This window comes from Roseovarius sp. CAU 1744, assembly GCF_039839345.1.
Lineage (GTDB): Bacteria > Pseudomonadota > Alphaproteobacteria > Rhodobacterales > Rhodobacteraceae > Roseovarius.
This window is the reverse complement of the sequence record NZ_JBDOQV010000008.1, coordinates 219,194-245,112: the sequence shown is the minus strand read 5'-3', so window position 1 is coordinate 245,112 and position 25,919 is coordinate 219,194. Positions and strand designations below refer to the sequence as shown.

Below are 25,919 nucleotides of genomic sequence, written 5' to 3'. Positions count from 1 at the left end.
TTCACTCTCTGCTGGTCCAGTTGAACCGGAAAGCTTCCGTCAGGGGATATGTCCCTTAGCATCTTGGTACGCGCGTCATGCAAAGGAAGGTGGCATGGACCCATTCCGGGATCGAGCCAGACGGACGCGCCGATCAGCAGCCTGAATGTCGTTTTTCACCTCTCTTGAACATCAAAACAATGACCACGAACGAAGGTCCGGTATGGCGCGCGGCGCCGCCGCATTGGTCAAAGAGGCCAAAGGGCTCCGTCGGGCCGAAAGCTGCCGTTTCTCCTTATTTCGACTATCTTATTTTGCTCGTACCCTTGACGTCAGAATAGCGATGAAATAGGTGATCATCCTGCTGAGCGGGCGTTGTGTAGTGGTAAGACCTTAGCCTTCCAAGCTAATGACGCGGGTTCGATTCCCGCCGCCCGCTCCAAGCTTCAAACTCTGGCAGTTCCGACAATCCCTGATACCGATGGGACGATGTGCAGTCGTCCGGCGCATGGCTTCCGGCGGGCCTCGGTGCCGCGAATCCGGGGCGATCGTAATCCGCGTCGATCTGGCACTTGACCCGGGCTGGCCGCACGGCCAAACACGGGCGAAAATCCGGGGAAGACATTCATGGTGCGCAGAGCGTCGGAAAGTGCAGAGCGACTCGACCGCGAGAAATCGAAACGCGTCGGCGCGTTATCGCAGCTTTGGCCTTTTCTTGCGCCCTACAAGCTGTTGGTCATGGGCGCACTGCTGGCGCTGGTTCTGACGGCAAGCGTGTCACTTGTGCTGCCGATGGCGGTACGCCGCGTGGTGGATAATTTCGGGGCGACCGACGGTGCTATCCTAGACCTCTACTTCACGGCGGCGCTTGGTATTGCCGCGTTGCTGGCCCTGGGCACCGGGCTGCGTTACGCGCTGGTCACACGGCTGGGAGAGCGCGTCGTGGCCGACATCCGCAAAGCGGTCTTCGGCCGTGTGATCGGCCTGAGCCCGGCATTCTTCGAACGCCTGATGACCGGCGAGGTCCTGAGCCGGATCACCACCGACACCACGCTCATTCTCAGCGTCATCGGCTCATCGGTTTCGATCGCGTTGCGCAACCTGCTGATCTTTCTGGGCGGGCTGGTGCTGATGCTTTTTACCTCGGCCAAGCTGACGGCGATGGTCTTGCTGATCGTGCCGCTGATCATCGTGCCGATCCTTACCCTCGGGCGCCGCCTGCGGGTGCTCAGCCGGGAAAACCAGGACTGGATCGCGGCCAGTTCCGGCAATGCCTCCGAGGCGCTGCTGAGCGTCCAGACAGTGCAGGCCTTCACCCACGAAGGGGCCAGCCGGGCCAGTTTCGACGAGGTGACCGAGCGCAGCTTTGACGCGGCCCGCAAACGCATCTGGACCCGCGCGGTGATGACCGTGATCGTGATTTTCCTGGTGTTTACCGGCGTCGTCTGCGTGCTCTGGATCGGGGCGCGGGATGTGCGCGCGGGCGGCATGAGCGCCGGAACACTGGTACAATTCGTGATCTATTCGATCATGGTGGCGGGCGCGGTCGCGGCACTGTCGGAAATCTGGGGCGAGCTGCAGCGCGCTGCGGGCGCGACCGAACGCCTGGTCGAGCTGCTCCACGCCACCGATGAGGTCACCGACCCTGCCCGGCCTGTCGCCCTGCCCCGCCCGGTCAAGGGCGAAATCTCGTTTGACGGGGTGAATTTCGCCTACCCTTCGCGCCGAGACCGACCGGCGCTGCATGACCTGGACCTGACCATCGCGCCCGGTGAGACCGTGGCGCTGGTAGGCCCGTCGGGGGCGGGGAAGACCACGATCGTGCAGCTGATACAGCGGTTCTACGACCCGGATTCGGGCTCGGTCTCGCTGGACGGGATTTCACTGGCGCAGATGGCACGCGACGACTTCCGCGCCGATATCGCCCTGGTGCCGCAGGATCCGGTGATCTTTGCCGCCTCGGCCCGCGAAAACATCCGCTTCGGCAGGCTCGATGCCACCGATGCCGAGGTCGAAGAGGCCGCCCGCGCAGCCGCCGCACATGAGTTCATCACCACCCTGCCCGATGGCTATGACAGCTATCTGGGCGAACGCGGCGTGATGATCTCGGGCGGGCAGAAACAGCGGATCGCGATCGCGCGCGCCATCCTGCGCGACGCGCCGGTTCTGCTGCTGGACGAAGCGACTTCGGCGCTGGATGCCGAAAGCGAGCGCGCGGTCCAGCAGGCGGTGGATGCGATGGCCCGCAGCCGCACCACCATCATCGTCGCGCACCGTCTGGCCACGGTCAAGAAAGCCGACCGGATCATCGTGATGGACCAGGGCCGGATCGTCGCCGAAGGCACCCATGACGATCTGGTGGCGCAGGGCGGGCTTTACGCCAATCTGGCGCGCCTGCAATTCACCGGCACCTGATCCGAACGGCCAGCCGGCACGCAGGCTGACGCGCACGCTGATCCGCGCCCGGACGGACGGCCCTGCGCCCTGCCCCGAGCTGGCCACCTGACGCAAAACCCCCATGTTCGAACATCGTTACAGGGCGCAACGAAAATTTGATCAAATTTCATTGGCAAGGGATACAAAACCCATTAACCTGCGGCAAAATCGAACGGGACGGTCACGATGGACCTCAGCACATATCAGACTTTCCGGGTCGCGGCATGCGACCTGAACGGGCGGATGCGCGGCAAACGTGTCCCCGGCGATTACGCCGACAAGCTTGCCAAGGGGGCCATCCGGATGCCGCTTTCGGCGTTGAACGTGGATATTTTCGGTGCCGATATCGAAAACAGCCCCCTGGTGTTTGAAACCGGCGACGCGGATGGCATCCTGATGCCGACCGAACGTGGCCCGATGCCGGTGCCCTGGCTCGCGGTCGATCAGCCGCTGGTGCCGATGGCCATGCACCTTGATGACGGGGCACCGTTCGACGGCGACCCGAGGCATGCACTGACGGCAGTGCTGGAGCGTTATTCCCGGCGTGGCTGGAGCGTCATCGCCGCGACCGAGCTGGAATTCACACTTGCCGATGACAGCGGTGACGAGCTGCGCACCGTGCGTGACCCGCGCAACGGCAGAAGACTGACCTCACCCGGCGTGTTGTCACTGTCGCAGATGGATGCGTTCGATCCTTTCCTCAGCGCGCTCTACCAGGGCTGCCAGGACATGGGCATTCCGGCCCAGACCGCCACCAGCGAGGCCGGCATCGGCCAGTTCGAAATCACCCTGAACCATCAGGATGCCTTGCGCGCCGCCGATGACACCTGGGCTTTCAAGACGCTAATCAAGGGGCTGGCGCGTCAGCACGGTTTCGTCGCCAGCTTCATGGCCAAGCCCTTTGCCGAGGACGCAGGAAACGGGATGCACCTGCATTTTTCGGTGCTCGACGGCGAGGGCCGGAACATCTTTGACGACGGCGGCGCGGCCGGTACGGACCTGCTGCGGGCCGGGGTCGCGGGCTGCGTCGCGGCAATGCCGGCCTCGACCCTGATCTTTGCCCCGCACGCCAACAGCTACACCCGGCTGGTGCCCGGCGCCCATGCGCCCACCGGTGCCGGTTGGGCCTATGAGAACCGCACCGCCGCGATCCGCATCCCGGGCGGCCCATCTGCCGCGCGGCGGATCGAACACCGGGTGGCGGGGGGTGACACGAACCCCTATCTGATCTTTACCGCCATCCTCGGCGCGGCGATCACCGGAATCGAAGAGGGCCTGCACCCGCCTGCCCCGCTGACCGGCAACGCCTACGAGCAGGACTTGCCGCAACTGGCACCGGACTGGCAAACCGCCATCGACCGGTTTGAAGCCGACCCGTTCATCGCCAGGGTCTTCAGCCCGATGCTGATCCGCAATCTGGTCATGACGAAACGGCAGGAACTGCGCCTGATGTCGGCCATCCCCGACGGCGAACACTGGAAAACCTACCTGGAAACGGTTTAACCTCGGCGCCGACCCACCCGCACCTGGAAATTTTTGATCAAAAAACGAGACCACAGATGAAAATCGGCATCCTGATCACCGGCCACGCCATCCCCGAATTCCACGAAGATTTCGGCGGTGACTATGACGCGGTATTCGCGCATATGCTGCGCGGCCACGGGTTCACCTTTCAGGGCTATGACGTGGTCGATGGTGAATTTCCCGACGGCCCCGAGAGCGCCGACGGCTGGCTCATCACCGGCTCGAAACACGGCGCCTACGAAGACCATGACTGGATCCCGCCGCTTGAAAGCCTGATCCGCGACATCCATGCCGCCGGCCGTCCGCTGGTGGGGGTGTGTTTCGGGCACCAGATCGTCGCGCAGGCGCTTGGCGGCAAGGTCGAGAAATTCGGCGGCGGCTGGTCGGTGGGCCGCACGACCTACAAGATCGAAGGTCAGGACATGGCGATCAACGCCTGGCACCAGGATCAGGTCACGGAACCGCCCGCGGGGGCAAAGGTGATCGGTTCGTCGGATTTCTGCGCCAATGCCGCGCTGCTCTATGGCGACAGGATCTACACGATCCAGCCACATCCCGAATTTACCGCGCGCATGATCGGCCAGCTGCTGGAAACCCGCGCGCCGGGGGTTGTGCCCGACGAACTGATCGGCGCGGCGGCAAGGGAACTGGACGCGCCCATCGACAGTGACAAGATCGCCGTACGGATGGCGGAATTCCTCAAGCAAGGAGCCTGAGAAATGGCCGACTGGAAAGACAAACTGCCGACAGCCGCCCAAACCTATCTGGAGGGGCGGCGGCTGGACGAGGTTGAATGTATCGTCGCCGACCTGCCCGGCATTGCCCGCGGCAAGGCGGTCCCTGCCTCGAAATTCGCCAAGCAGGAATATTTCCACCTGCCGGATTCGATTTTCTACCAGACCATCACTGGCGATTGGGGTGAGGCCGCCGACGAGGAAGAGGGATTTATCGAAAAGGACATGATCCTGCGCCCCGACTTTTCCACGGCCACCGCCGCACCCTGGACCGGTGACTGGACCCTGCAGGTGATTCACGACGCCGAGGACCGCAAGGGCCAGCCCATCCCCTTCAGCCCGCGCAACGTGCTGAAGCGGGTGGTCGACCTCTATGCAGAACGCGGGTTGAAAGCGGTTGTGGCCCCCGAGATGGAGTTCTTCATCGTCGCCCCCAATATCGACCCGGCACATGAGATCAAGCCGATGATGGGCCGGTCCGGCCGCCCCGCCGCCGCACGCCAGGCCTATTCGATGACCGCCGTGGACGAATTTGGCCCGGTCATCGACGATATCTATGATTTCGCCGAACATCAGGGGTTCGAGATCGACGGGATCACCCAGGAAGGCGGCGCCGGCCAACTGGAAATCAACCTGCTGCATGGCGATCCGGTCAAGCTGGCCGACGAAGTGTTCTATTTCAAGCGCCTGATCCGCGAGGCCGCCCTGCGCCATGACGCCTTTGCCACCTTCATGGCAAAGCCGATCGCGGACGAGCCCGGCTCGGCCATGCACATCCATCATTCGGTTCTGGACATCCATACCGGCGAGAACATCTTTTCTGGCCCGCAGGGCGGTGAAACCGATGCCTTCTATCATTTCATCGGCGGGCTGCAGAAATACCTGCCCGCGGCCATCGCCGTGCAGGCGCCATATGTGAATTCCTATCGGCGCTACGTGAAGGACAACGCCGCCCCCATCAACCTGGCCTGGGCACGGGACAATCGCACCACCGGCATCCGGGTGCCGCTGTCGGGGCCCAAGGCCCGGCGGGTCGAAAACCGGCTGGCCGGCATGGATTGCAACCCCTACCTGGCGATTGCTGCGTCGTTGGCCTGCGGCCTTTTGGGCATGATCAACGAGACCCGTCCCAGCAAGCAGTTCAAGGGCGACGCCTATGCGGGCCCTGCCGAGATACCGCAGGTGCTGGGCAATGCGCTGGACCTGTTCGAGGGCGCCACCGAATTGCACCAGATCCTCGGACCGGAATTCGCGCGGGTCTATTCGATCGTGAAACGCGCCGAATATGACGAGTTCCTGCAGGTGATTTCCCCTTGGGAACGCGAGCACCTGCTGATGAATGTCTGAGCCCGGTGGCACCGCCGGAATTCGAGTATTTTTGGAACAGTGAAAGATGAACCTGCTCTATGCCAATGACCGCCCGGGCAGCTACCCCGATAGCTGGTATGCCGCCACCGCCAAGCCGCTAGATCCGTTCGATCGGCTGAAGGGCCGGGTGCGGGCCGATGTCTGCGTGATCGGCGCGGGGTATACCGGCCTGTCGGCGGCGCTGCACCTGGCCGAGGCCGGGCGCGATGTTGTTCTGCTGGATGCGCATCGCGTGGGGTTCGGCGCCTCCGGGCGCAATGGCGGCCAGCTGGGCAGCGGCCAGCGGATGGACCAGCACGGGCTGGAAAAGCTGGTTGGACGTGATGATGCCGCCAAGCTCTGGGAATTGGCCGAGGCGGCCAAGGATCTGGTAAAAACCCTGATCGCCCGGCACGCGATCGACTGCCACCTGAAACCCGGCATCGCGCATGCCTGTTTCTCCGACCGCGATATGGCGGATGAACATGGCTATGCCGCGCATCTGCAGCACCGGTATGGGTATGACCAGATCGACGTGCTGGACGGTGACGGGCTGCGGGCGATCTGCCCCTCTCCGGCCTATGTCGGCGGGACGCTGGACATGGGTGCGGCGCATCTGCACCCGCTGGCCTATGCGCTTGGCCTGGCGCGCGCGGCGGCGGCGGCGGGGGTGCGCATCCATGAGAATTCCGAGGTACATGACATCCGGCCCGGCGCCAGGGCGATTGTCCGCACCGGCCACGGTCAGGTCGAGGCCGACCACGTGATCCTGGCCTGCAACGGCTATCTGGGCGGTTTGGACCGGAAAGTTGCGGCGCGGGTGATGCCGATCAACAATTTCATCGCCGCGACCGAGCCGCTTGGCGATCAGGCCGACAAGGTGCTGGCCCGCGACGTTGCTGTGGCCGACACCAAGTTCGTGGTCAATTATTTCCGCCTGTCCCATGACAAGCGGCTGCTTTTCGGCGGCGGGGAAAGCTATGGCTACAAGTTTCCAGCCGACATCGCCGCCACGGTCCGCAAGCCGATGCTGCGGATTTTCCCGCATCTGAAGGATGCGAGGATCGATTATGCCTGGGGCGGGACGCTGGGTATCACGATGAAACGCATGCCGTATCTGGCCCGGCTTGCACCAAATGTCCTGACCGCCTCGGGCTATTCCGGCCACGGGGTCGGTTCAGCCACCCACGCGGGGCAGTTGATGGCGCAGGCCATTGCCGGGCAGTCGGACGGGTTCGACACCATGGCCCGCATCCCCGCCCCGCCCTTTCCCGGCGGCACGCTGATGCGCACCCCGCTGCTGGCGCTGGCAATGACCTGGTACGCGATGCGCGACCGGCTTGGCGCCTGAACCGCCTGCAATCGGACAACCGGGCGCGGCCAAAAGCGGTATCATGTCAGGCTTGCAGGGGGGTCGGCACTGGCCCCTCCACGGCTTGCCCCGTTTCCCCCGGGATACGCAGTGTCGCAAATTTGCAATTTCCTGTTATTGCCATCCTTCCGTCATCAAAGTTCCACTTTTCGGCGGCTATGTTTTGATTTAGAAAATCCGAAAGTGATATTCAGGAAACCCGAAAACATGACCCTGCCGCCCAACGTCTACGACGCAGAGCCCATCCCCGAAACCGCCCGCGCGGAAATCGACAGGATGTTGAAATCAGGCGATCTTTTCCGCTACACCGCGCCTGAGAACGCGCCAGTCACCCTGCTGGAGCGTGAGTTCGCCGCGCTCATGGGCAGCAAATACGCGCTCGCGGTCTCCTCCTGTTCAGCTGCACTGTTCCTGTCGCTCAAGGCGCTTGATCTGCCGCGCGATGCCAGGGTGCTGATCCCGGGTTTCACCTTTGCCGCTGTGCCGTCGTCCGTCGTCCATGCGGAATGCGTCCCGGTCCTGTGCGAAGTTGGCGACAATTACCGGATTGATATCCAGGACTTCGAAGCGAAACTAGGGGACGGCATCAGCGCCGTCATCATCAGCCACATGCGCGGCCACACCTCGGACATGGATGCGGTCATGACGCTGTGCGAAGCACGTGGAATTCCCGTTATCGAGGATGCCGCACATTCGTTGGGAACCACCTGGGACGGACGCAATATCGGCACCATCGGCACCATCGGCTGTTTCAGCTTTCAGTCCTACAAGCTGGTGAATGCCGGCGAAGGCGGGATCATGATCACCGATGACCCCGACCTGATTGCCCGGGCGGTCATCATGTCCGGCGCGTATGAACATAACTGGACCAAGCACCTGACCGCACCCGATGCTGACCTGGACCGGGCATTTGCCAAGGCGCAGAACATGCTGCCGCTTTACAATCTGCGGCTCAGCAACTTGTCAGCAGCGATCATTCGTCCGCAACTGGCTGAGATTCCGCGCCGGGTCGCGGACGGGCGCCGGAACCACGACTATGTCGCCGAGGCACTGAACAGCTCGCCTTGGCTGGACGTGCCCGAGAAGCTGGCGAAGGAAAAACGCGCGCCCGATTCCATCCAGTTCAACCTGGTCGGGCTGGACGCGGATGAGACCCTTGCCTTTGCCGAGGCCGCCGCCCGGCGCGGCGTCAAGGTTCAGATCTTCGGGCAAAGCACCGACAATGCCCGTGCCTTCTGGAACTGGCGGTTCATTCCGGGCGCGACACCCGAGCTGCCGCAGACCCGGGCCATGCTGATGAAAGCCTGCGATACGCGGCTGCCTGCGCGTCTGAAACCGGCCGAACTGGATCTGATCGCCAGCGCCATCATCGACGCCGTGGCCGAGGTGATGGAGCCGTTGCGTGCCTACGGCACCTGATCGCCTACGCCGCCGCTTCCTGCGATGCCGGGACCGGTGAACATGGATGGCTTCGCGGATGGCGCGGCCTGGATCAGAGGGCGGGTCATGCCCATTTCGCAGGCGACGATTGGCGTCACGGATTGGGCCGTCACACATTCCGACGTGACCTATGATGTCGTGCCGGTCTGGCAAGGGGCGTTTTTCCGGCTGAAAGATTACCTGACGCGGTTCGAGGCGTCAGTAGCTGCCTGCCGCATGAATATCGGCATGGATCGGGCGCAGATCACCGATGCGTTGCAGGCGATGGTCGGCCAATCGGGCCTGCGCGATGCCTATTGCGCCATGGTCGCGGCACGCGGCACGCCCCGGATACCCGGCAGCCGCGATCCACGCGATTGTGGCAACCATTTCTACGCCTGGTGCGTGCCCTATATTCATGTCGTCAGACCCGAGATCGCCGATGCGGGCGTGAAGGTCTGGCTGTCAGGAACCACGCACCGCATTCCGCCCGACAGCGTCAATCCACTGGTCAAGAACTACCATTGGGGGATTTCACCGCCGGCCTGTTCGAGGCCAAGGATCACGGGTTCGAAACGGTCATCCTTGCGGATCGCGATGGCAATATCACCGAAGGTCCGGGATTCAATGTCTTTGCGCTGAAAGGCAAAACGGTCGTTACTCCGGATGCGGGCGTCCTGCACGGCATCACCCGGCGCACGGCGCTGGAACTGTGCCAGGCGGCAGGTCTGGCCACCGCGGAACGCAATCTGCCGATCGACGAGCTGATGCAGGCTGACGAGGTATTCCTGTCCAGCTCGGGGGGTGGCATCATGCCGGTCAGCCAGATCGGCGAGAGGGTGTTTTCCAACGGAAGGGCCGGACCCGTCGCCAGTCGGCTGCGGCGCGACTACTTTGCCCTGCTGCAGGATCCGAACTACAGAACCCCCGTCAGCTACTAGACGATCAGACGGTTGCGGCGCGCGCGCAACATGGCCGGCATCCCCGGCATTTCATCCGGATACGCACCCTGGCAACGGCACTTCCTCTGCATTCCCCGAAGGTCAACGGCATCTGTGTTACACAGGACAGCCATGTGCGATGTCGGTTTGGTGATCCGCAATGTGTTGAAATTCATAAGTTTTACAGAAAACCTTTGACGACATCCTGTCGCAAACAAGCGAGACAGGCAGTTTCACCCGCGGCAGGCTGATCGCAACGGGTGCGCATTTCGCGACCCGCCTCCAAAAAATCGGATCAGTGTCATGTCCACCATCACCCCGGATACGCCGTCAGTGCAGTCACGCAACGTGCACGGGTTTTTCTGCGTCGAAGTCGGGATGCTTTTCTTTGTCGTGCAGGACGCGATGATGAAATCATTGCTGGAAACCTACCCGGTATGGATGTTGATCTGCATCCGTTCCGTCGTCGCGCTACTGGTGTTGGTACCCCTGATCATGGTCTTGCGCGGGCGAAACCGGTTGCTGACGCCGCTGTGGCCCCTGCACCTGCTGCGCGCCGGGCTGTTCGCCCTGGGCTTCTCGCTTTTCTACGCGGCCTTTCCCTTCATGGGGCTGGCCGAGGTAACGACGATCTTCTTCTCGGCCCCGTTGATCACCGCGCTGCTGGCATCGCTGATGCTGAAAGAGACCATTGGCCCCCACAGGATCGCCGCGCTGGTGGTGGGTTTTGTGGGCGTTGTAATTGCCATGAACCCGGTAAGCGACGCCTTCACCTGGGTGTCGGTTCTGCCGCTTCTGTGTGCCTTTGCCTATGCGCTTGGCCAGATACTTGCGCGCTTTATCGGGGATCGTGACACCACCCTGACCCTGGGACTTTATACGCTGGCCCCGGCGGCGCCGCTGATCCTGATGATGGGCTGGTCTCTCAACCAGATCGTGGATGTGGGGCCCGCGTTCCACCACCTACGGTGGGCATTCCCCGCCGAAGCGCTCGGCGATCTGCCCCGGCTTTTCCTGCTGGGGGCGGTCGGCATGGCGGGTTACCTGCTGATCTCGCGCGCCTACCAGGTGGCGAATGCCAGCTTTGTCGCTCCGTTTGACTACACCTACCTGCCCTTCGCCGTGGTGCTGGCCTATGTGCTGTGGAGCGAGGTGCCCCCCGCAACCACGCTGATCGGGATGGGGCTTATCATCCTGAGCGGGCTTTACCTTGGATATCGCGAGTTGCAGGCCATGCGTCACCGCGACGAGCACCCGCTTGTCGCGGAAACCGCCTTTGTACCGGGCAGCCCGCTGACCCCACAAAGCGTCGACGAGGAGTCGCCCCTGTGACCTCCACGCATTGCCGCAACGACTGGCGAAGCGCACCCGTTTCGGGCAGGTTCGGGGCCCTGTTCAGCCCTCTGACAACAGCCTGCGCAATTCGGTCTTGAGCACCTTCCCGTAATTGTTCTTGGGCAGTTCGGAAAGCGTCAGAAACCGTTTGGGTTTCTTGAACCGCGCGATCTGGCTGGTGCAATGCGCCCCGAGCGCTGCTTCGTCCAACGGGTCGCCTGCGGCAGGGACGATGAACGCCACGACGATTTCACCCCATTCCGGGTCCGGCTGACCCACTACCGAAACCTCCTGCACATGCGGGTGGGTCAACAGCGCCTCTTCGACCTCGCGCGGGTAGATGTTGGAGCCGCCAGAGATGATCACATCCTTGGATCGGTCCTGCAAGGTGACATAACCGTCGGCGTCCATATGACCGACATCGCCGGTCATCAGCCAGCCATTGACCAGCGTTTTCGCCGTCGCCTCGGGGTTCTGCCAGTATCCGGGCATGACCGCCGCCCCGCGCACCATGATCTCGCCCACCTCGCCCGGCGGCAGCGGCGCGCCGTCCGGGCCACCGATCTGCACCTCGACCAGCGATTGCGCCCGGCCCACCGAATTCAGCCGCGCGCGCCAGCGTGGATGCACCCTGTCGGCCACGTCCTGGCGACCAAGCGCCGTGATACACATCGGGCTTTCGCCCTGGCCATATACCTGCAGGAAAATCGGGCCGAAATGATCGACCGCCTCGACAATGTCGGCTTCGTACATCGGCCCGCCGGCATAGACCACGCTGCGCAGCCCCTCGCCGGACTCGCCGCTGTTCTTCGCCGCAAGGGTCAGGCGTTTGATCATCGTCGGGGCCGCGAACATATGCGCATCACCGAAATGCCGCGCCAGGCTGAAAATCTCGGCCGGGTCGAACCCGCCGGAGAGTGGGCAGACATGCCGCGCGCCCTTCAGCACATGCATCAGCGCATAAAGCCCCGCGCCATGGCTCATCGGGGCGGCGTAGATCGCGGCGTCGCCGGCATCGACGTGATCGACATCGGCCAGGTAACACATCGTCATCGCCATCAACATGCCATGCGTGATCATCACCCCCTTGGGCCGCCCCGTTGTGCCGGAAGTATAAAACAGCCAGGCCAGATCGCCCGCATCCCGCGGGACCGGCCGGACCATCGCGGCGGCCTCGCCGGGATCGGCGAATTCGCCGGCCGAGACGTCGATCAGCTGCGCCGCTGTTCCGGCATCCCGCAGGGAACCGCTCAGATCACGCGACGCAAAGCACAGCGCCGCGCCGGAGTTTTCAAGTATCCATGCCGCCTCGCGCCCGTGCAGCTTGGCGTTGATCGGCACCGCCGCGGCCCCCGCCGCCCAGATGCCAAAAAGCGTGACCAGGAAATCCGGGCAGTTGCGCATGAAGATCCCGACCCGATCCCCCGGCGCGACATCTCTTGCAGCAAGCCAGCCTGCAACCTGCATCGCCCGCCTGTGGAAACAGGCATAATCCGCCACGCAATCCGTGCCGGAAAAGATTGCCGGGCCTTGTGGGGCGTGCCGTGCCGCGCGCTCCAGCCAGAGAGCCAGGTTCATGGCCGTCCCCCTCATTTATTTTTCGCGTAAAAAGCACTAATAACACGCCTAATCAATTCGTAGAACTACGGGTATATTTGATGTTTTTGCGAACGGTGCACAGCGCAGCATGTCCATGAAAGACCTCGCCTTCGATCACGCCCCCGTCGGGCTTGTCATTCTGGAAAACCGGATCATCCGGCAATGCAACAACCAGTTCGCCATGACATTTGGCGGAGCGCCCGAGGATTTCACCGACGTGCCGCTGGCAAATTTCTACATCTCAATCGAGGATTACCGCCGTATCGGCGAAAAGGGCCTGGCGGCGATGCGCAAGACCGGACATTACACCGACGAGCGCGTCATGAAACGCGTGGATGGCACGTTTTTCTGGTGCCGTGTCCGGGGCCAGTCGCTGACGCCGGACGATCCGTTCAGGCGCGGAATATGGTCATTTGCTGACCTGTCGGACGAACGTCCGGTCGTCCAGCTGACACAGCGCGAGCGTGAGGTTGCCATCCTGACCTGCCGGGGCAAGACATCGAAGGAGATCGGCCTGGAACTGGACCTTTCCTATCGCACCATCGAAGTCTATCGCGCGCGCCTGCTGGAAAAGTTCCAGGCCCGCAAACTGGCCGAACTGGTCGCCAAGCTATCGGGTATGCCGCTGTGATGGTGACGCAGGGGAAAGAAAATTCCATCTCCCCTCGCAATTTCCCTCTGGATATCCCATTTTGCTAGACAATTGCCCGCTTTTATCGCGCCCCTGCATGGCCTATAAGCAGCAAAAAACAACGCGGTGCTTCAATAGGAAACAAAACCCGCAACTGGCCGAGGACCCGGATGTCAAAAAAAACCCACGAAGATGACGTCGCCTTCATCAAGGCATTGGCGGAAATGCTGAATGAAAACGACCTGACCGAACTGCAGGTCAAGCGCGAATATGGCGATGCGGACAGCCTGAATGTCCGCGTCAGCCGCCGGCAGGAGGTGAGCGTCGCGGCGCCAGCCGCCGTTATGGCCCCCGCGGCCGCCCCCGCCCCGGCGCCCGCCGCCGCCGCACCGGCAAGCAAGGACGCGGCCCCAAGCGAGGATCCGGCGGACCACCCCGGCGCGGTCAAGTCGCCGATGGTCGGCACCGTCTACATGCAGGCCGAACCTGGCGCCCCCGCCTTTGTCAGCGTCGGGCAGCAGGTCAGCGAGGGTGACACGCTGCTGATCATCGAGGCGATGAAGACCATGAATCATATCCCCGCCACGCGCGGCGGGACGGTGAAACGCATCCTGGTGGATGATGGCGCGACGGTCGAATACGGATCGCCGTTGATGATCATCGAATAAGGATCCCGGCATGTTCGACAAGATCCTAGTGGCCAACCGGGGCGAGATCGCCCTCCGCGTGATCCGTGCGGCCCGCGAGATGGGCATCGCCTCGGTCGCCGTCCATTCGACCGCTGACAGCGACGCGATGCATGTGCGCATGGCCGACGAAAGCGTCTGTATCGGCCCCCCTTCCGGCACCGAAAGCTACCTGTCGATCCCGTCGATCATCGCCGCCTGCGAGGTGACCGGCGCGCAGGCCATCCATCCGGGCTACGGCTTTCTCAGCGAGAACGCGAATTTCGTGCAGATCGTCGAGGACCACGACCTGACCTTCATCGGCCCCACGGCGGAACATATCCGCATCATGGGCGACAAGATCACCGCCAAGGACACGATGAAGAACCTGGGCGTGCCCTGTGTCCCCGGATCGGATGGCGGCGTTCCGACACTGGCAGAGGCCAAGAAGCTGGGCGCCGAGATGGGCTATCCGGTCATCGTCAAGGCCACCGCCGGCGGTGGTGGACGCGGCATGAAGGTTGCCGGCAGCGACGCCGAGATGGAGCGCGCCTTTACCTCTGCCCGGGCCGAGGCCAAGGCGGCCTTCGGCAATGACGAGGTCTATATCGAGAAATATCTGACCACCCCGCGCCACATCGAAATACAGGTCTTTGGCGATGGCAAGGGCAAGGCGGTGCATCTGGGCGAACGCGATTGTTCGCTGCAACGCCGCCACCAGAAAGTGTTCGAAGAAGCGCCCGGCCCCTGCATCTCCGAGGAAGAACGCGACCGGATCGGCAAGATCTGTGCCGATGCGGTGGCACAGATCAACTATGCCGGCGCCGGCACGGTCGAATTCCTCTATGAAAAGGGTGAGTTCTACTTCATCGAGATGAATACACGCCTGCAGGTCGAACATCCGGTGACCGAGGCGATTTTCGGCGTCGACCTGGTGCGCGAACAGATCCGCGTGGCGGAGGGGCTGCCGATGTCCTTTGCCCAGGAGGACCTGCAGATCAACGGTCACGCGATCGAGGTACGGATCAACGCGGAGAAGCTGCCCGAATTCGCGCCGCGGCCCGGCAAGATCACCCATTTCCACGCGCCCGGCGGGCTGGGTGTGCGGATGGATTCGGCACTGTATGACGGCTATTCGATCCCGCCCTATTACGACAGCCTGATCGGCAAGCTGATCGTGCATGGCCGCGACCGCGAAAGCGCCCTGAACCGCCTGAACCGCGCCCTGGGAGAGCTGATCGTGGATGGGGTCGACACCACGGTGCCGCTGTTTCACGCGCTTTTGCAGGAACCGGATATCCACAGCGGCGAATACAATATTCACTGGCTGGAAAAATGGTTGGAAACAAACCTTCAGGGCTGATCCGGCCCTGATGAAATCATGAGCGACCCGGAATTTCCCCTGACCCCGGAACTGCTGCTGCATGGCTACACAAGGGGTATTTTCCCCATGGCCGAAAGCCGCGACGACCCGGAAATCTACTGGGTTGATCCGCGCCGCCGCGGGGTGCTGCCTCTGGACGGCTTCCACCTGTCCAGATCGCTTTCGCGGCGCATCAGGAAAGGCGGTTACAGCGTTGATATGAATACGGGTTTCCTGGAGGTCGTAGATGCCTGCGCTGACCGGGAGGAAACCTGGATCAACGCGGAAATCCGCAGCCTTTACGCCGCCCTGCATCAGATGGGGCATGCCCATTCGATCGAAATCCGCCACGATGGGCAGCTGACCGGCGGGGTCTACGGGGTTGCCATCGGTGGCGCGTTCTTCGGTGAAAGCATGTTCTCACGCCACACCGATGCCTCGAAGCTGGCGCTGGCGCATCTGGTCGCCCATCTCAGGAATTGCGGATTTGCGCTGTTTGATACCCAGTTCATCACGCAGCACCTGGAAACGCTGGGCGCCCGTGAAATTTCGCGCGCCGCCTATCATGCCCTGCTGGAGACGGCGTTGACATTACCGGCGGACATAAACGGACAACCGCTCTGCCGCGATCCTCAATCCGTCTTGCAGCGCAGCACCCAGACGTCATAGCGCGGGTGCTCCAGCGCGTTGAGCGCCGGCGACGACGCAATCATCCACCCCTCGAAAATCGGCTCCTGAACCGACGCATCATGCACCGTCAGATAGGCAAATGAATCCGATGCCGTGCCCTGCGGATACCGGCATTCCTGCAAGGCGACCGACAGGCGCCCGATTTCGGCGGTCTCACCCGTGGCAAGCGTTATGTCCACCACGTCACCGTTGACCTTGTCCAGACCGCGCAGCACGACGCCGGTCCCTGCCCTGACATTTTCCTGAGATTGCGCAGGTGACAGCGCGGCCATCATCATCACGGCCACCAGGCGCCACAGCCTCATTCGGCTGCCGCCTCTGCGTCGTCATCGCCACCAACGAATTTCATCAGTAGCGAGACCAGGCTGACGGAGCCTTGGGTGAATTCGATCTCGGTGCCCGGTTCCAGGAAAAACGGCGATCCGCCCGGCAGCAGCTCTACATAGGTGCCGCCCAGAAGCCCTTCGGAGGAAATTGCCACCGCGCTGTCATCCGGGATTTCGATCCCGTCCTGAACGCTGAAAATCGTTGCCGCGCGGAAGGTGGCGGGATCCAGCCGGATATCCGTGACCCGGCCAACCTTGACCCCGGCCATGCGCACATCGGTACCCACATTGACCCCATCCGCGCTGCGGAAACTGGCCGACAGCTCGTATTCCGCACCGCCGCCGGACAGGCCCGTCGCCTGCCCCGCGTAGACCAGGAACCCGATGGCAACGGCCAGAACGGCACCGCCAACAATCACTTCGGTGGTATTTTCCGACATGTCCTGCCTACTCCGGGCTCCAGGCCTCGTAATCGCGGCGTTCTGCCGGCACCCCTTTGCGAATCGACCCGGCCGGCGCATAGGCCAGCGCGGTCCCGGTCAGGTTCTCCTCGTGTTCCTTTTCCCACGATTTGTGCGGCAGTGGTTTTTCCGAGGGCGGTTCCTTGAACGTATGGTGAAGCCAGCCATGCCAATCGGGGCTGACGCGGCTGGCTTCGCATTCCCCGTTGAAGATCACCCAGCGGCGTTTGTCATCCCGGGTCCGGTAAAATACGTTGCCCTGCGCGTCTTCACCTACCTTCACGCCCTTGCGCCAGGTATAGAGCTGCGTGTTGAGGGTCTGCCCGTCCCACCAGGTCACGGCACGCAATAGCGTCTTCAGAATACCCATCGGAACCTCCGCCTATCGTTCTCTCCGATATGGCGCATAAGTGGCCAAAGGTCCAGTACCTGCATGCAAATCCGGACCTGTCCGCGATTCGCAAAAACCGCCATAATCGCCTGATTTTGCCTGCCAGACATTTGGCAGATGCAGTCAATTCATGATCCGAAAAGCCGCTTCGCCGACCGCGGCCCACATATTGATGCCTGTCGCGATGACGTTTGTGCTGAAGACTTAGCAATTCGACAGGTTTGATGGACCGCGCGCCCTTCGGCCCGGATAATCGGAACGCATCGCGGAGAAGATGGCTCAGGCCCAAGACACCCCTGCGGAATGGCTGCATATATCGCCTGTCTCCCTGTATGGCCGTCGGCCACAAAAAATGCCCACGGAAACCGCGGGCATTTCTGAATTTCGGCGCGGCGTTCGGTCAGCCGGCGCTTGCCTCTTCCTTCTTGGCGTCGGAATAGATCATCAGCGGATTGGCATCCGCGCTCACCGCCTCTTCGTTGACCACGACTTCGGCGACGTTTTCCATCCCGGGCAGGTCGAACATCGTGTCCAGCAGGATATCTTCGAGGATCGACCGCAGCCCCCGTGCGCCGGTCTTGCGCAGGATCGCGCGTTTGGCGATGGCGCTCAGCGCGTCGTCGGTAAAGCTGAGTTGCGCGTCTTCCAGTTCAAAGAGGCGCTGATATTGCTTGACCAGCGCGTTCTTGGGCTGGGTCAAGATCGTCACCAGCGCGTCTTCGTCCAGGTCTTCCAGCGTTGCGATCACCGGCAGACGGCCGACGAATTCCGGGATCAGGCCGAATTTCAGCAGGTCTTCGGGTTCCAGGTCCTTGAACACCTCACCGACGCCGCGGTCATCCTCATCGCGGACATCGGCGCCGAAGCCCATTGCGCTGCCCTTGCCGCGCTGCGCAATGATCTTGTCGAGCCCGGCAAATGCGCCGCCGCAGATGAACAGGATATTGGTGGTGTCGACCTGCAGGAATTCCTGCTGCGGATGTTTGCGTCCGCCCTGCGGTGGCACGGCGGCGACGGTGCCCTCCATCAGTTTCAGCAGGGCCTGCTGCACGCCTTCGCCCGACACGTCGCGGGTGATCGACGGGTTTTCCGATTTGCGGGTAATCTTGTCGACCTCGTCGATATAGACGATGCCGCGCTGCGCACGCTCGACATTGTATTCGCTGGCCTGCAGCAGTTTGAGAATGATGTTCTCCACATCCTCGCCGACATAGCCCGCTTCGGTCAGGGTGGTGGCATCCGCCATGGTGAACGGCACATCCAGGATGCGCGCCAGGGTCTGCGCCAGAAGCGTCTTGCCGCACCCGGTGGGTCCGATCAACAGGATGTTGGATTTCTGCAGCTCCACCTCACCGGCTTTGCCGGAATGGTTCAGCCGCTTGTAGTGATTGTGAACCGCAACGCTGAGCACCCGCTTGGCCATCGCCTGGCCGATCACGTAATCATCCAGAACTTCGCAGATTTCGCGCGGTGTCGGCACACCTTCGCTGGATTTGAGGCCCGCGCTCTTGGTTTCCTCGCGGATGATATCCATGCACAGTTCGACGCATTCATCGCAGATGAACACCGTCGGGCCCGCGATCAGCTTGCGCACCTCATGCTGACTTTTGCCGCAAAAGCTGCAATACAGTGTGTTCTTGCTATCACCGCCGGAACTATTCGCCATAATGTACCTTTCGGGGCCCGAGCCGCAGATTATTGGCCTGACGTCAGGCCGGTTATTCCACCTGTCCCCGCCAGCTTAGGACAGCAACAGAAGGTCCACAATCTCAAAATGCCGAGACCCGGTCGCGCGACCGGGCCATCAACGCTTTACTCCTCGTCATCGCCCTTGACGCGATTCTCGACGATTTCGTCGATCAGACCCCATGATTTGGCATCTTCGGGTGACATGAAATTGTCCCGCTCCAACGCCTCTTCGACCTTCTTCAGGGTCTGGCCGGTATGTTTCACGTAGATCTCGTTCAGGCGCTTTTTCAGTTTCAGCGTCTCTTCGGCGTGAATCATGATATCCGTCGCCTGGCCCTGATACCCGCCCGAAGGCTGGTGCACCATCACCCGGCTGTTGGGCAACGAGAAGCGCATCCCCTTTTCGCCCGCAGTGAGCAGCAGCGACCCCATGCTGGCCGCCTGCCCGATGACCAGCGTGCTGACCTTGGGTTTGATGTATTGCATCGTGTCGTAGATCGACAGGCCGCTGGTCACCACCCCGCCCGGGCTGTTGATATACATCGAGATTTCCTTGGACGGGTTTTCCGCCTCCAGGTGCAGAAGCTGCGCGACAATCAGGCTTGACATGCCGTCATGCACCGGACCTGACAGGAAAATGATCCGCTCCTTCAGCAGGCGGGAAAAGATGTCATAGGCCCGTTCGCCACGGCTGGTCTGTTCGACCACCATCGGCACCAAAGTGTTCATATAAGTCTCAAATGGGTCTTTCATGTCCGCCTGCCTGCTTCTTTCCGATCGATCTTAAGCGATCAATTACTAACCATGTCCTAAAGGAGTCTTAGTGTCGCGCCCATGGGGCTGCAAGGGGGGAGCACCGTTTTGCTGCACCAACGATTTGTTTACTTCTCTGCTCTATGGGCACCCGCCGTTCCGGGCCTTGCTACAGCTTCTCGTTCGAGTGTTTTCGCAGCTCCGCCCGGGCCACCTGTCTGCGATGCACGGCATCCGGCCCATCGGCAAGGCGCAGCGTCCGCACATGGGTCCACATCGCCGCCAGAGGCACGTCCTGGCTGATGCCCTGCGCGCCGAATATCTGGATGGCCTCGTCGATGATCCGCAGCGCCATGCGGGGGGCGACCACCTTGATCTGGCTGATCCAGGGTGCGGCTGCCCTGGCATCGCCCTGGTCCATCATCCACGCGGCCTTGAGACACAGCAAACGCGCCTGCTCGATATCCATCCGGGCCTCGGCGATGATGTCGAAATTCGCTCCCAGCTGGGCAAGTTTTCTGCCAAATGCCTCCCGGTCCAGGGAACGGCGGCACATCATTTCAAGCGCGGTTTCGGCCTGGCCTATCGCGCGCATGCAGTGGTGGATACGCCCCGGACCCAGACGACCCTGCGCGATCTCGAAACCGCGCCCCTCACCCAACAGCAGGTTTTCCGCCGGAACCCGCACATCGGTGAACCTGAAATGCATGTGGCCATGCGGCGCGTCATCGGCGCCATAGACCTGCATCGGCCGCAGCTTTTCGATCCCTTGGCTGTCCGCCGGGACAACGATCATTGAATGACGCCGGTGTTTGAGCGCATCTTCGGCCCCCGTACGCACCATCACGATATAGACCGCACAGCGCGGATCCCCCGCCCCGGTCGCCCACCATTTCTGGCCGTTCAGCACATATGCGTCGCCATCGCGCACACACGACATCGAGATATTCGTGGCATCCGAACTGGCAACATCCGGTTCGGTCATCAGATAGGCGCTGCGGATATCGCCCCGCAGCAAGGGTTCCAGCCAACGGGCCTTCATCTGCTCGGTGCCGTAGCGTTCGAAAACTTCCATGTTCCCGGTATCGGGCGCGTTGCAATTGAACACTTCGGCCCCCATCGGCGTTCTGCCCATTTCCTCGGCGAAATAGGCGTATTCGACGGTGGTCAGGCCAATCCCGCGCGCACTGTCGGTCAGCCAGAAATTCCACAAACCCGCATCCCGCGCACGCGCCTTCAACCCCTCGAGTATCTCGGCCTGACGGTCGGTGAACTGCCAGCGGTCACCCTTGGAAATTTCCGCGTGATATTCGGCCTCCAGCGGCATGATCTCTTCACGAACCATCGCAGAAACCCTGGACAGCAAGCTCTTGATTTCAGGTCGAATACTAAAATCCATGTTAACCCATGCGCCTTTTTCCCGATGTATGGTTGCGTTGATACGGACCCTTGCGCCCCATCGCTGAAACTATAGGTGGAAATTTATCCAAATTGTCAAAACCTGACCCCCAAAAATGCACACTGCAGCCACAAATCAACCGGATATTCGCTTTTGTGGATTACGGTGCCAGTCGGTTGGAGGCACAACTTGTGATGCACAAGTGTTGAGTTGAACGAGTAACGGAACCAGTAAAATGCAAACCATGCCGGACATGAGCAGGATATGCTCGGCCAGAGACGAGAGACCGGATCATCGCAACCTTGCCGGTAATCCGTACCAGCAACGCGACAATTGTGACACCGACGGATCGCGGGATTACCGCGCGATCACCTGTTTTACGCCCGGGACGGGGATCGCCACGCAGAATGGTCTGATCCCGGTTGAATCCCTCAGGGTCGGTGATCGTGTTCTGACCCGTGACCATGGGTATCAGCCTCTTCGCTGGCTCGGCACACGTCAGATTTCCTGTACCGGCCTGCCCATCACCCCCAACTCTCTGCCGGTCCTCATCCGCGCCGATGCCCTGGCGCCCGGCCGGCCCGTGCGGGACATGATCGTGTCGCCGCGCCACCGTGTCCTGACCACTGACAAAAAACACCTCGCGCTGACCGGCGAAACGGAGGTTCTGATCGAAGCGGGTGCGCTTGTCGGTCAGCCGGGCATCATGTGCGTGGTGCCCCATAACCTGACCTATGTGCATGTCCTGTTCGACCAGCATGAGGTGATCTTGTCGGACAACCTCTGGTCTGAGAGTTTTCATTTGAACCGCCCGACGATCGACGCGCTGATGCACGACCAGAACGTTGCGATCAAACAGGTTTTCCCGCAGATCGAAACCCGGCCGGACGCGGCTCTTCAGGTATTGGCACGTGCCACCCTGACGCGCGAGGCCGTCCTTGCGACCTGCGCCTGAGCCGTCGCCGCAGGGTTGGATACCGCCAAGCGCCGTGACCGCGGCCCAAACTCAGGCCAGATCGGGCGTCATGTAGATCAGCGTTGGCCCATCCGCACCAAGCGCCGCCAGGGTGGCGGCGGTCAGCTCTTCCAGCGTCGCCGGCTGCGTCGCGCGGGCGCCATAGGCCCGCGCCAGGGCGCAGAAATCCGGGTTATGGGCAATGACCGCGTTGGGCGCGATCTGTGATCGGACCATGCTGTCCTCGATCTCGCCCAGCTTGCTGTTGTCCCATAACAGGATCGGCAGCGGCAATCCCAGTTCGACCGCCGCGCCCAGTTCCTGCACGGTAAACTGGAAACCGTAATCGCCCGCGATGCAGACCGTCGGCTGCCCCGCCCTGGCAACCGCCCCGCCGATAGACGCCGGAAGGGCATAACCAAGCGTACCGAAACCGTAGGGATGGTGCCACATGCCCGGCTTGGGCATATCCCAAACCTCCAGCGCGACATAGGCAAACTGTGTCATGTCGGAATAATACATCGTGTCCGACGGCAGCGCCGCGCTCAGCGCGTCGCAGATCCGCACGATGCCTGGCCTTTCCGCATCCGCTTCGGCCTTCCAGCGCTTGCGCGCCGCGCTGACCTCGGTTTCGGTCCAGCCTCCGGCCGCCGAAAGACCGGCACGCAACAGCCCCCGTGCCACCTGGCCGGCATCCGCATGGATACCCAGATCGCCGTTGCTCAGCGTCCTGAACTGCGACGGGTCGATGTCGATCCGCACCAGCGGGCAGGTCTGCCCCAGCCGGTCCCGCCACAGGTCGTTCTCCGACAGCTCCGTGCCGACGGCAACGACAAGATCCGCACTGGCGGCAACCTTTTCGCTTTCGGGCCGCCCGATATACGCGCCGAAGCTCAGGGGATAATCCGCCGCGATGATCCCGCGCCCGGCGTAGGTGGTGAAGACGCCTGCCCGCAAGGTTTCGATAAGCTCGCGCCATTCCGGTGCCGACCCGCAGGCGCCGCCGCCCAGAATGAACAGCGGCCGCCTGGCACCGCGCAGCAGGTCCGCCAGATGCGCCACGGACTCGCTGTCAGCTGGCCTGGCGCTCATCAGGGCCGCACGGGCGGGCGCTGGCGCGGCACTTCCTTCAAGCGCCCTGATCGGCACCTGGATATGGCGTGTGCGCGGTCGGCCGCTTTCGAACTCAACCAGGGCCCGGTCGATGAGCTGATAGACCGCATTGGCGTCCTGTGCCCGGTGGCTCCATTCGCACACGGTCGCGGCGGCGGCCTCCTGGTCCAGCATCTGATGCAGCTGTCCCCCGGTGGCGGCGGTCTCGTCCAGGCAGGAGGAGATCACCAGCACCGGCACTGAATCGGAATAGGCCTGCCCCATCGGGGTCATGATATTGCACAGGCCGGGCCCGGTGATCACATAGGCCACACCGGGCTTGCCGGTGGCCCGGGCATAGCCATCGGCCATGAAACCCGCCCCCTGTTCGTGGCGCGCCAGCACATGGGTGATCCCGGCCTCTTCGATGCCGCGATACATTTCCTGGTTATGCACTCCGGGAATGCCGAAGATCGTATCGACACCGCGCGATCTGAGCATATGGGAAATCTGTGCGCCAAGCGGGCGATTCCGGACGGATTTGGCAGCCATCAGGCCCTCCAGAAAGTTACGGTGAAAATTGCATAGACCGCCAGCAATTCCAGCCGTCCGATCAGCATGGCGGAGGCCAGCAGCCACTTCGCCGTATCGTTGAGCGAACCGAAATTGCCCGCGGGCCCGATCGTGTCGCCCAGCCCCGGTCCGATATTGGCCAGCGCCGCCGCCGCGCCCGAAACCGACGTGGTGAAATCCAGCCCGGTCAGGCCCAGCGCGACCGAGACCAGACCCAGCGTCACCACGAAGAACACGAAGAACGACATGACCGAATTCAGCACGTCGTCACTGATCGCGCGGCCCTGATAGCGCGGCGTGAAAATCCCGTTGGGCGAGCGGATGCGGCGCAGCTGCGCGTCGATCGACGCGAACAGGAGTTGGTAGCGAAAGATCTTGATCGAACACGAGGTCGAGCCGGCGCAGCCACCGATCAACCCGGTAAAAAACAGCAACGCCACCGGAAACGCGCCCCACAGCATGTAATCCTCGCTGGCATATCCGGTGCCGGTCAGGATCGACACGGTGTTGAAGAGAACCTTGCGAAACACCGGCTCGCTCAGCGTTTCCTGCTGAAGAAACTGCCAGGCTGTCAACAAGGCAACCAGGCACAGCGTCGTCAAGAAGAAACCACGCACCTGCGGATCGGTCAGTAGCGGTTGTGCAGTTCCCGCGGTAATCTGTACAAACCGCACGAAGGGCAATGCCGCAACCAACATGAAACAAACCGCGACGTATTCGGTGGCAGCCCCGAACGCGCCGAAAGAGGCGTCGTAATTGGCGAACCCGCCCGTCGCAACCGTTGTCATCGCGTGAACAGTTGCGTCAAACGCATTCATGCCCGCCAGCAGGTAGCACATGATACAGACCAACGTCAGGCTGAGGTAAATTACTGATATCCTGGAGGAAATTTCAGTCGCCCGCGGCAGGATCTTGCCAAAGGTATCAAAGCCTTCGCTGCGGAATATCTGCATCCCGCCAACGCGAAGCTCCGGCAGGAAAACCATCGCCACAACGATGATTCCGATGCCGCCAAGCCACTGCATCAGCCCACGCCACAACAGCAGGCCCTTGGGCAGCTCGTCCAGGCCTGACAAAACCGTCGATCCGGTCGTGGTCAGGCCGGACATTGCCTCGAACACAGCGTCGACGATCCGTGCTTCGGTCGCACCCAGCACGAAGGGCAGCGCGCCGAAGAACGGTAGCGTGACCCATACGCCAGTTGTCAGGAGGAAAGTCTGCTGAATCGTCAGGCCCTCCCGCACCCCGTTGCGGCATGCCAGCGCAACAAGCCCGCCGATCAGCACCGTCAGAATACCGCTTTCGGCAAAGACGGGCCAATGGCCGCGGTCCTCGGCGATGTCCACCATCATCGGCAGGAACATCGCCAGACCAAGCGCCGTGACCATCAGGCCGATCACGTAACCAACGGGACGCAGATCAATCATGTGGCGCAGAGTTGGCCCTGCGCGCTGCGGGTGTCAAGCGGGTTCGGACCTGCCCGATCAGTCCTTCTTGGCGGTGGTGTCGCGCGTGGGCATCGCCGGGGGCGCCGACGGGGCCCGGTGCGTCTTGGCAGCCGGGCGTGGTGCCGTACTGGCTTGGCCGGCGGCGTCGGGTGCCGTTGCCTTGGCCGGCGCAGATGGTGCGGCGGATTTGGCCGCGGCTGCAGCAGGCTTAGCCTGTTCGGTTGCCGGTTTGGTCGCTTGCGACTTGAATTCAGGCGCCGGGGCGGGTTTGGCCGCGGGCTTCGCAGGCGCCGGTTTGGCCGCGGATTTCGCTGCCGCGGTCTTGGGCGCCGCCTTGCGGGCAGTCTTGGCATTGTTTTCTGTCTTTTTTGCCGCTGCAGCGGGTGTTTTCGCAGGTTTTGCCTGTGCCGGTTTGGCAGCGGCCTTGCGGACCGTCTTGCGCGCCGCTGGCTTGGCTGTTTTGGGTTGAGGCGTTTCACCTTCTGTAGCGGCCCCTTTGGCGGTTGATTTGGCTGCTTTCTTGGGCGCGGGCGCCTTCGCCTTCTGGACCGGCTTGGCCACGCGGGCTACGGGCTTGGCCGTCGGCTTGCGTAAATCCGAGGGCATTGCAAAGGGGTTCGTCATCAGCGCTGCTTCGCCGAGAGCTTGGGCAATGCGCAGATTGCTTTCGATCATGTACCCGGCAAGGCGGATACTGGCTGCGGACATTTCCAATGGTGTCGATACAGGGTTCATTTTCAATTCCTGGTTGTTGAGTCGGCAAAATACAATCCGTCACACGCGATTCATACCCATAC

At 62.2% G+C, this 25,919-nt stretch carries 24 protein-coding genes and 1 tRNA gene; 15 read left to right on the top strand and 10 right to left on the bottom strand.

From position 1 onward, the window contains the following. The first annotated feature begins 347 nt into the window (after window positions 1-347). The 10 genes from AAFO92_RS17505 (at window position 348) to AAFO92_RS17460 (ending at window position 11,084) form a co-directional block, all read left to right on the top strand. Window positions 348-421 (top strand) — tRNA-Gly (locus AAFO92_RS17505). Between the two features lie 185 nt (window positions 422-606). Next, window positions 607-2,394 carry an ABC transporter transmembrane domain-containing protein gene (locus AAFO92_RS17500; RefSeq protein ID WP_347537292.1) on the top strand — a complete coding sequence of 596 codons (1,788 nt, stop codon included), beginning with the start codon at window positions 607-609 and terminating at the stop codon, window positions 2,392-2,394. Window positions 2,395-2,601: 207 nt separating this feature from the next. Beyond that, entirely contained in the window at window positions 2,602-3,918 is a 1,317-nt protein-coding gene (locus AAFO92_RS17495) for a glutamine synthetase family protein (protein WP_347537290.1), read from the top strand. 56 nt (window positions 3,919-3,974) lie between these two features. After that, entirely contained in the window at window positions 3,975-4,655 is a 681-nt protein-coding gene (locus AAFO92_RS17490; protein WP_347537288.1) for a type 1 glutamine amidotransferase, read from the top strand. Between the two features lie 3 nt (window positions 4,656-4,658). Beyond that, on the top strand, window positions 4,659-6,020 hold the full coding sequence (locus AAFO92_RS17485; RefSeq protein ID WP_347537286.1) for a glutamine synthetase family protein: 1,362 nt from the start codon (window positions 4,659-4,661) through the stop codon (window positions 6,018-6,020). A 46-nt stretch (window positions 6,021-6,066) separates the two neighbouring features. Beyond that, window positions 6,067-7,371 (top strand): FAD-binding oxidoreductase, encoded by a 1,305-nt coding sequence (locus AAFO92_RS17480; protein ID WP_347537284.1) that lies wholly within the window; start codon window positions 6,067-6,069, stop codon window positions 7,369-7,371. A 228-nt stretch (window positions 7,372-7,599) separates the two neighbouring features. Continuing rightward, entirely contained in the window at window positions 7,600-8,811 is a 1,212-nt protein-coding gene (locus AAFO92_RS17475; RefSeq protein WP_347537282.1) for an aminotransferase class I/II-fold pyridoxal phosphate-dependent enzyme, read from the top strand. A 42-nt stretch (window positions 8,812-8,853) separates the two neighbouring features. Beyond that, window positions 8,854-9,453: a hypothetical protein gene (locus AAFO92_RS17470; RefSeq protein WP_347537281.1), complete on the top strand. Its 600-nt coding sequence runs from the start codon at window positions 8,854-8,856 to the stop codon at window positions 9,451-9,453. Beyond that, the gene (locus AAFO92_RS17465) at window positions 9,336-9,752 is read left to right on the top strand and encodes an aminotransferase class IV (protein ID WP_347537279.1); all 417 of its coding nucleotides are present in this window, start codon (window positions 9,336-9,338) and stop codon (window positions 9,750-9,752) included. Before AAFO92_RS17470 ends, AAFO92_RS17465 begins: the two co-directional genes overlap by 118 nt. Window positions 9,753-10,055: 303 nt before the next feature. Next, window positions 10,056-11,084 (top strand): DMT family transporter, encoded by a 1,029-nt coding sequence (locus tag AAFO92_RS17460; protein ID WP_347537278.1) that lies wholly within the window; start codon window positions 10,056-10,058, stop codon window positions 11,082-11,084. A 63-nt stretch (window positions 11,085-11,147) separates the two neighbouring features. Here the strand turns inward: AAFO92_RS17460 and AAFO92_RS17455 are convergent, their stop codons facing one another. Then, window positions 11,148-12,665, bottom strand: coding sequence for an AMP-binding protein (locus tag AAFO92_RS17455; RefSeq protein WP_347537276.1), 1,518 nt, complete (start codon window positions 12,663-12,665; stop codon window positions 11,148-11,150). A 115-nt stretch (window positions 12,666-12,780) separates the two neighbouring features. Between AAFO92_RS17455 and AAFO92_RS17450 the strand changes: the two genes are divergently transcribed. The 4 genes from AAFO92_RS17450 to aat all read left to right on the top strand — a co-directional run bounded on the left by AAFO92_RS17450 (window position 12,781) and on the right by aat (window position 16,014). Further along, window positions 12,781-13,317, top strand: a complete 537-nt coding sequence (locus AAFO92_RS17450) for a LuxR C-terminal-related transcriptional regulator (RefSeq protein ID WP_347537274.1) — start codon at window positions 12,781-12,783, stop codon at window positions 13,315-13,317. A gap of 170 nt (window positions 13,318-13,487) precedes the next feature. Then, entirely contained in the window at window positions 13,488-13,985 is a 498-nt protein-coding gene (gene accB / locus AAFO92_RS17445) for an acetyl-CoA carboxylase biotin carboxyl carrier protein (RefSeq protein WP_347537272.1), read from the top strand. 10 nt (window positions 13,986-13,995) lie between these two features. Next, window positions 13,996-15,345, top strand: coding sequence for an acetyl-CoA carboxylase biotin carboxylase subunit (accC, locus tag AAFO92_RS17440; protein ID WP_347537270.1), 1,350 nt, complete (start codon window positions 13,996-13,998; stop codon window positions 15,343-15,345). 18 nt (window positions 15,346-15,363) lie between these two features. Then, complete coding sequence (gene aat / locus AAFO92_RS17435) at window positions 15,364-16,014, top strand: leucyl/phenylalanyl-tRNA--protein transferase (RefSeq protein WP_347537268.1); 651 nt, start codon at window positions 15,364-15,366, stop codon at window positions 16,012-16,014. On the opposite strand, the gene AAFO92_RS17430 is transcribed toward aat, so the two are convergent. From AAFO92_RS17430 to AAFO92_RS17405, 6 genes are all read right to left on the bottom strand, one after another. Beyond that, window positions 15,978-16,340, bottom strand: coding sequence for a DUF2155 domain-containing protein (locus AAFO92_RS17430; RefSeq protein WP_347537266.1), 363 nt, complete (start codon window positions 16,338-16,340; stop codon window positions 15,978-15,980). The genes aat and AAFO92_RS17430 overlap by 37 nt on opposite strands. After that, on the bottom strand, window positions 16,337-16,801 hold the full coding sequence (gene mlaD, locus AAFO92_RS17425; RefSeq protein ID WP_347537264.1) for an outer membrane lipid asymmetry maintenance protein MlaD: 465 nt from the start codon (window positions 16,799-16,801) through the stop codon (window positions 16,337-16,339). Before mlaD ends, AAFO92_RS17430 begins: the two co-directional genes overlap by 4 nt. Window positions 16,802-16,808: 7 nt before the next feature. After that, window positions 16,809-17,192 carry an NADH:ubiquinone oxidoreductase subunit NDUFA12 gene (locus AAFO92_RS17420; protein WP_347537262.1) on the bottom strand — a complete coding sequence of 128 codons (384 nt, stop codon included), beginning with the start codon at window positions 17,190-17,192 and terminating at the stop codon, window positions 16,809-16,811. 421 nt (window positions 17,193-17,613) lie between these two features. Further along, a complete protein-coding gene (clpX, locus tag AAFO92_RS17415; RefSeq protein ID WP_347537261.1) occupies window positions 17,614-18,879 on the bottom strand; it encodes an ATP-dependent Clp protease ATP-binding subunit ClpX in 1,266 nt (421 codons plus the stop codon). A 146-nt stretch (window positions 18,880-19,025) separates the two neighbouring features. Further along, the gene (locus AAFO92_RS17410; protein WP_347537259.1) at window positions 19,026-19,655 is read right to left on the bottom strand and encodes an ATP-dependent Clp protease proteolytic subunit; all 630 of its coding nucleotides are present in this window, start codon (window positions 19,653-19,655) and stop codon (window positions 19,026-19,028) included. Between the two features lie 169 nt (window positions 19,656-19,824). Continuing rightward, a complete protein-coding gene (locus AAFO92_RS17405) occupies window positions 19,825-21,054 on the bottom strand; it encodes an acyl-CoA dehydrogenase family protein (RefSeq protein WP_347537257.1) in 1,230 nt (409 codons plus the stop codon). A gap of 235 nt (window positions 21,055-21,289) precedes the next feature. On the opposite strand from AAFO92_RS17405, the gene AAFO92_RS17400 reads away from it, so the two are divergent. Then, entirely contained in the window at window positions 21,290-22,009 is a 720-nt protein-coding gene (locus tag AAFO92_RS17400; RefSeq protein ID WP_347537255.1) for a Hint domain-containing protein, read from the top strand. Window positions 22,010-22,060: 51 nt separating this feature from the next. On the opposite strand, the gene AAFO92_RS17395 is transcribed toward AAFO92_RS17400, so the two are convergent. Genes AAFO92_RS17395 through AAFO92_RS17385 form a run of 3 tightly spaced genes read right to left on the bottom strand, consistent with a single transcriptional unit; the run spans window position 22,061 to window position 25,857 of the window. Continuing rightward, a complete protein-coding gene (locus AAFO92_RS17395; RefSeq protein ID WP_347537254.1) occupies window positions 22,061-23,653 on the bottom strand; it encodes a 5-guanidino-2-oxopentanoate decarboxylase in 1,593 nt (530 codons plus the stop codon). Continuing rightward, complete coding sequence (locus AAFO92_RS17390) at window positions 23,653-25,101, bottom strand: TrkH family potassium uptake protein (protein ID WP_347537252.1); 1,449 nt, start codon at window positions 25,099-25,101, stop codon at window positions 23,653-23,655. Before AAFO92_RS17390 ends, AAFO92_RS17395 begins: the two co-directional genes overlap by 1 nt. Window positions 25,102-25,158: 57 nt before the next feature. Further along, window positions 25,159-25,857, bottom strand: coding sequence for a hypothetical protein (locus AAFO92_RS17385; protein ID WP_347537251.1), 699 nt, complete (start codon window positions 25,855-25,857; stop codon window positions 25,159-25,161). Between the last annotated feature and the right edge of the window lie 62 nt (window positions 25,858-25,919).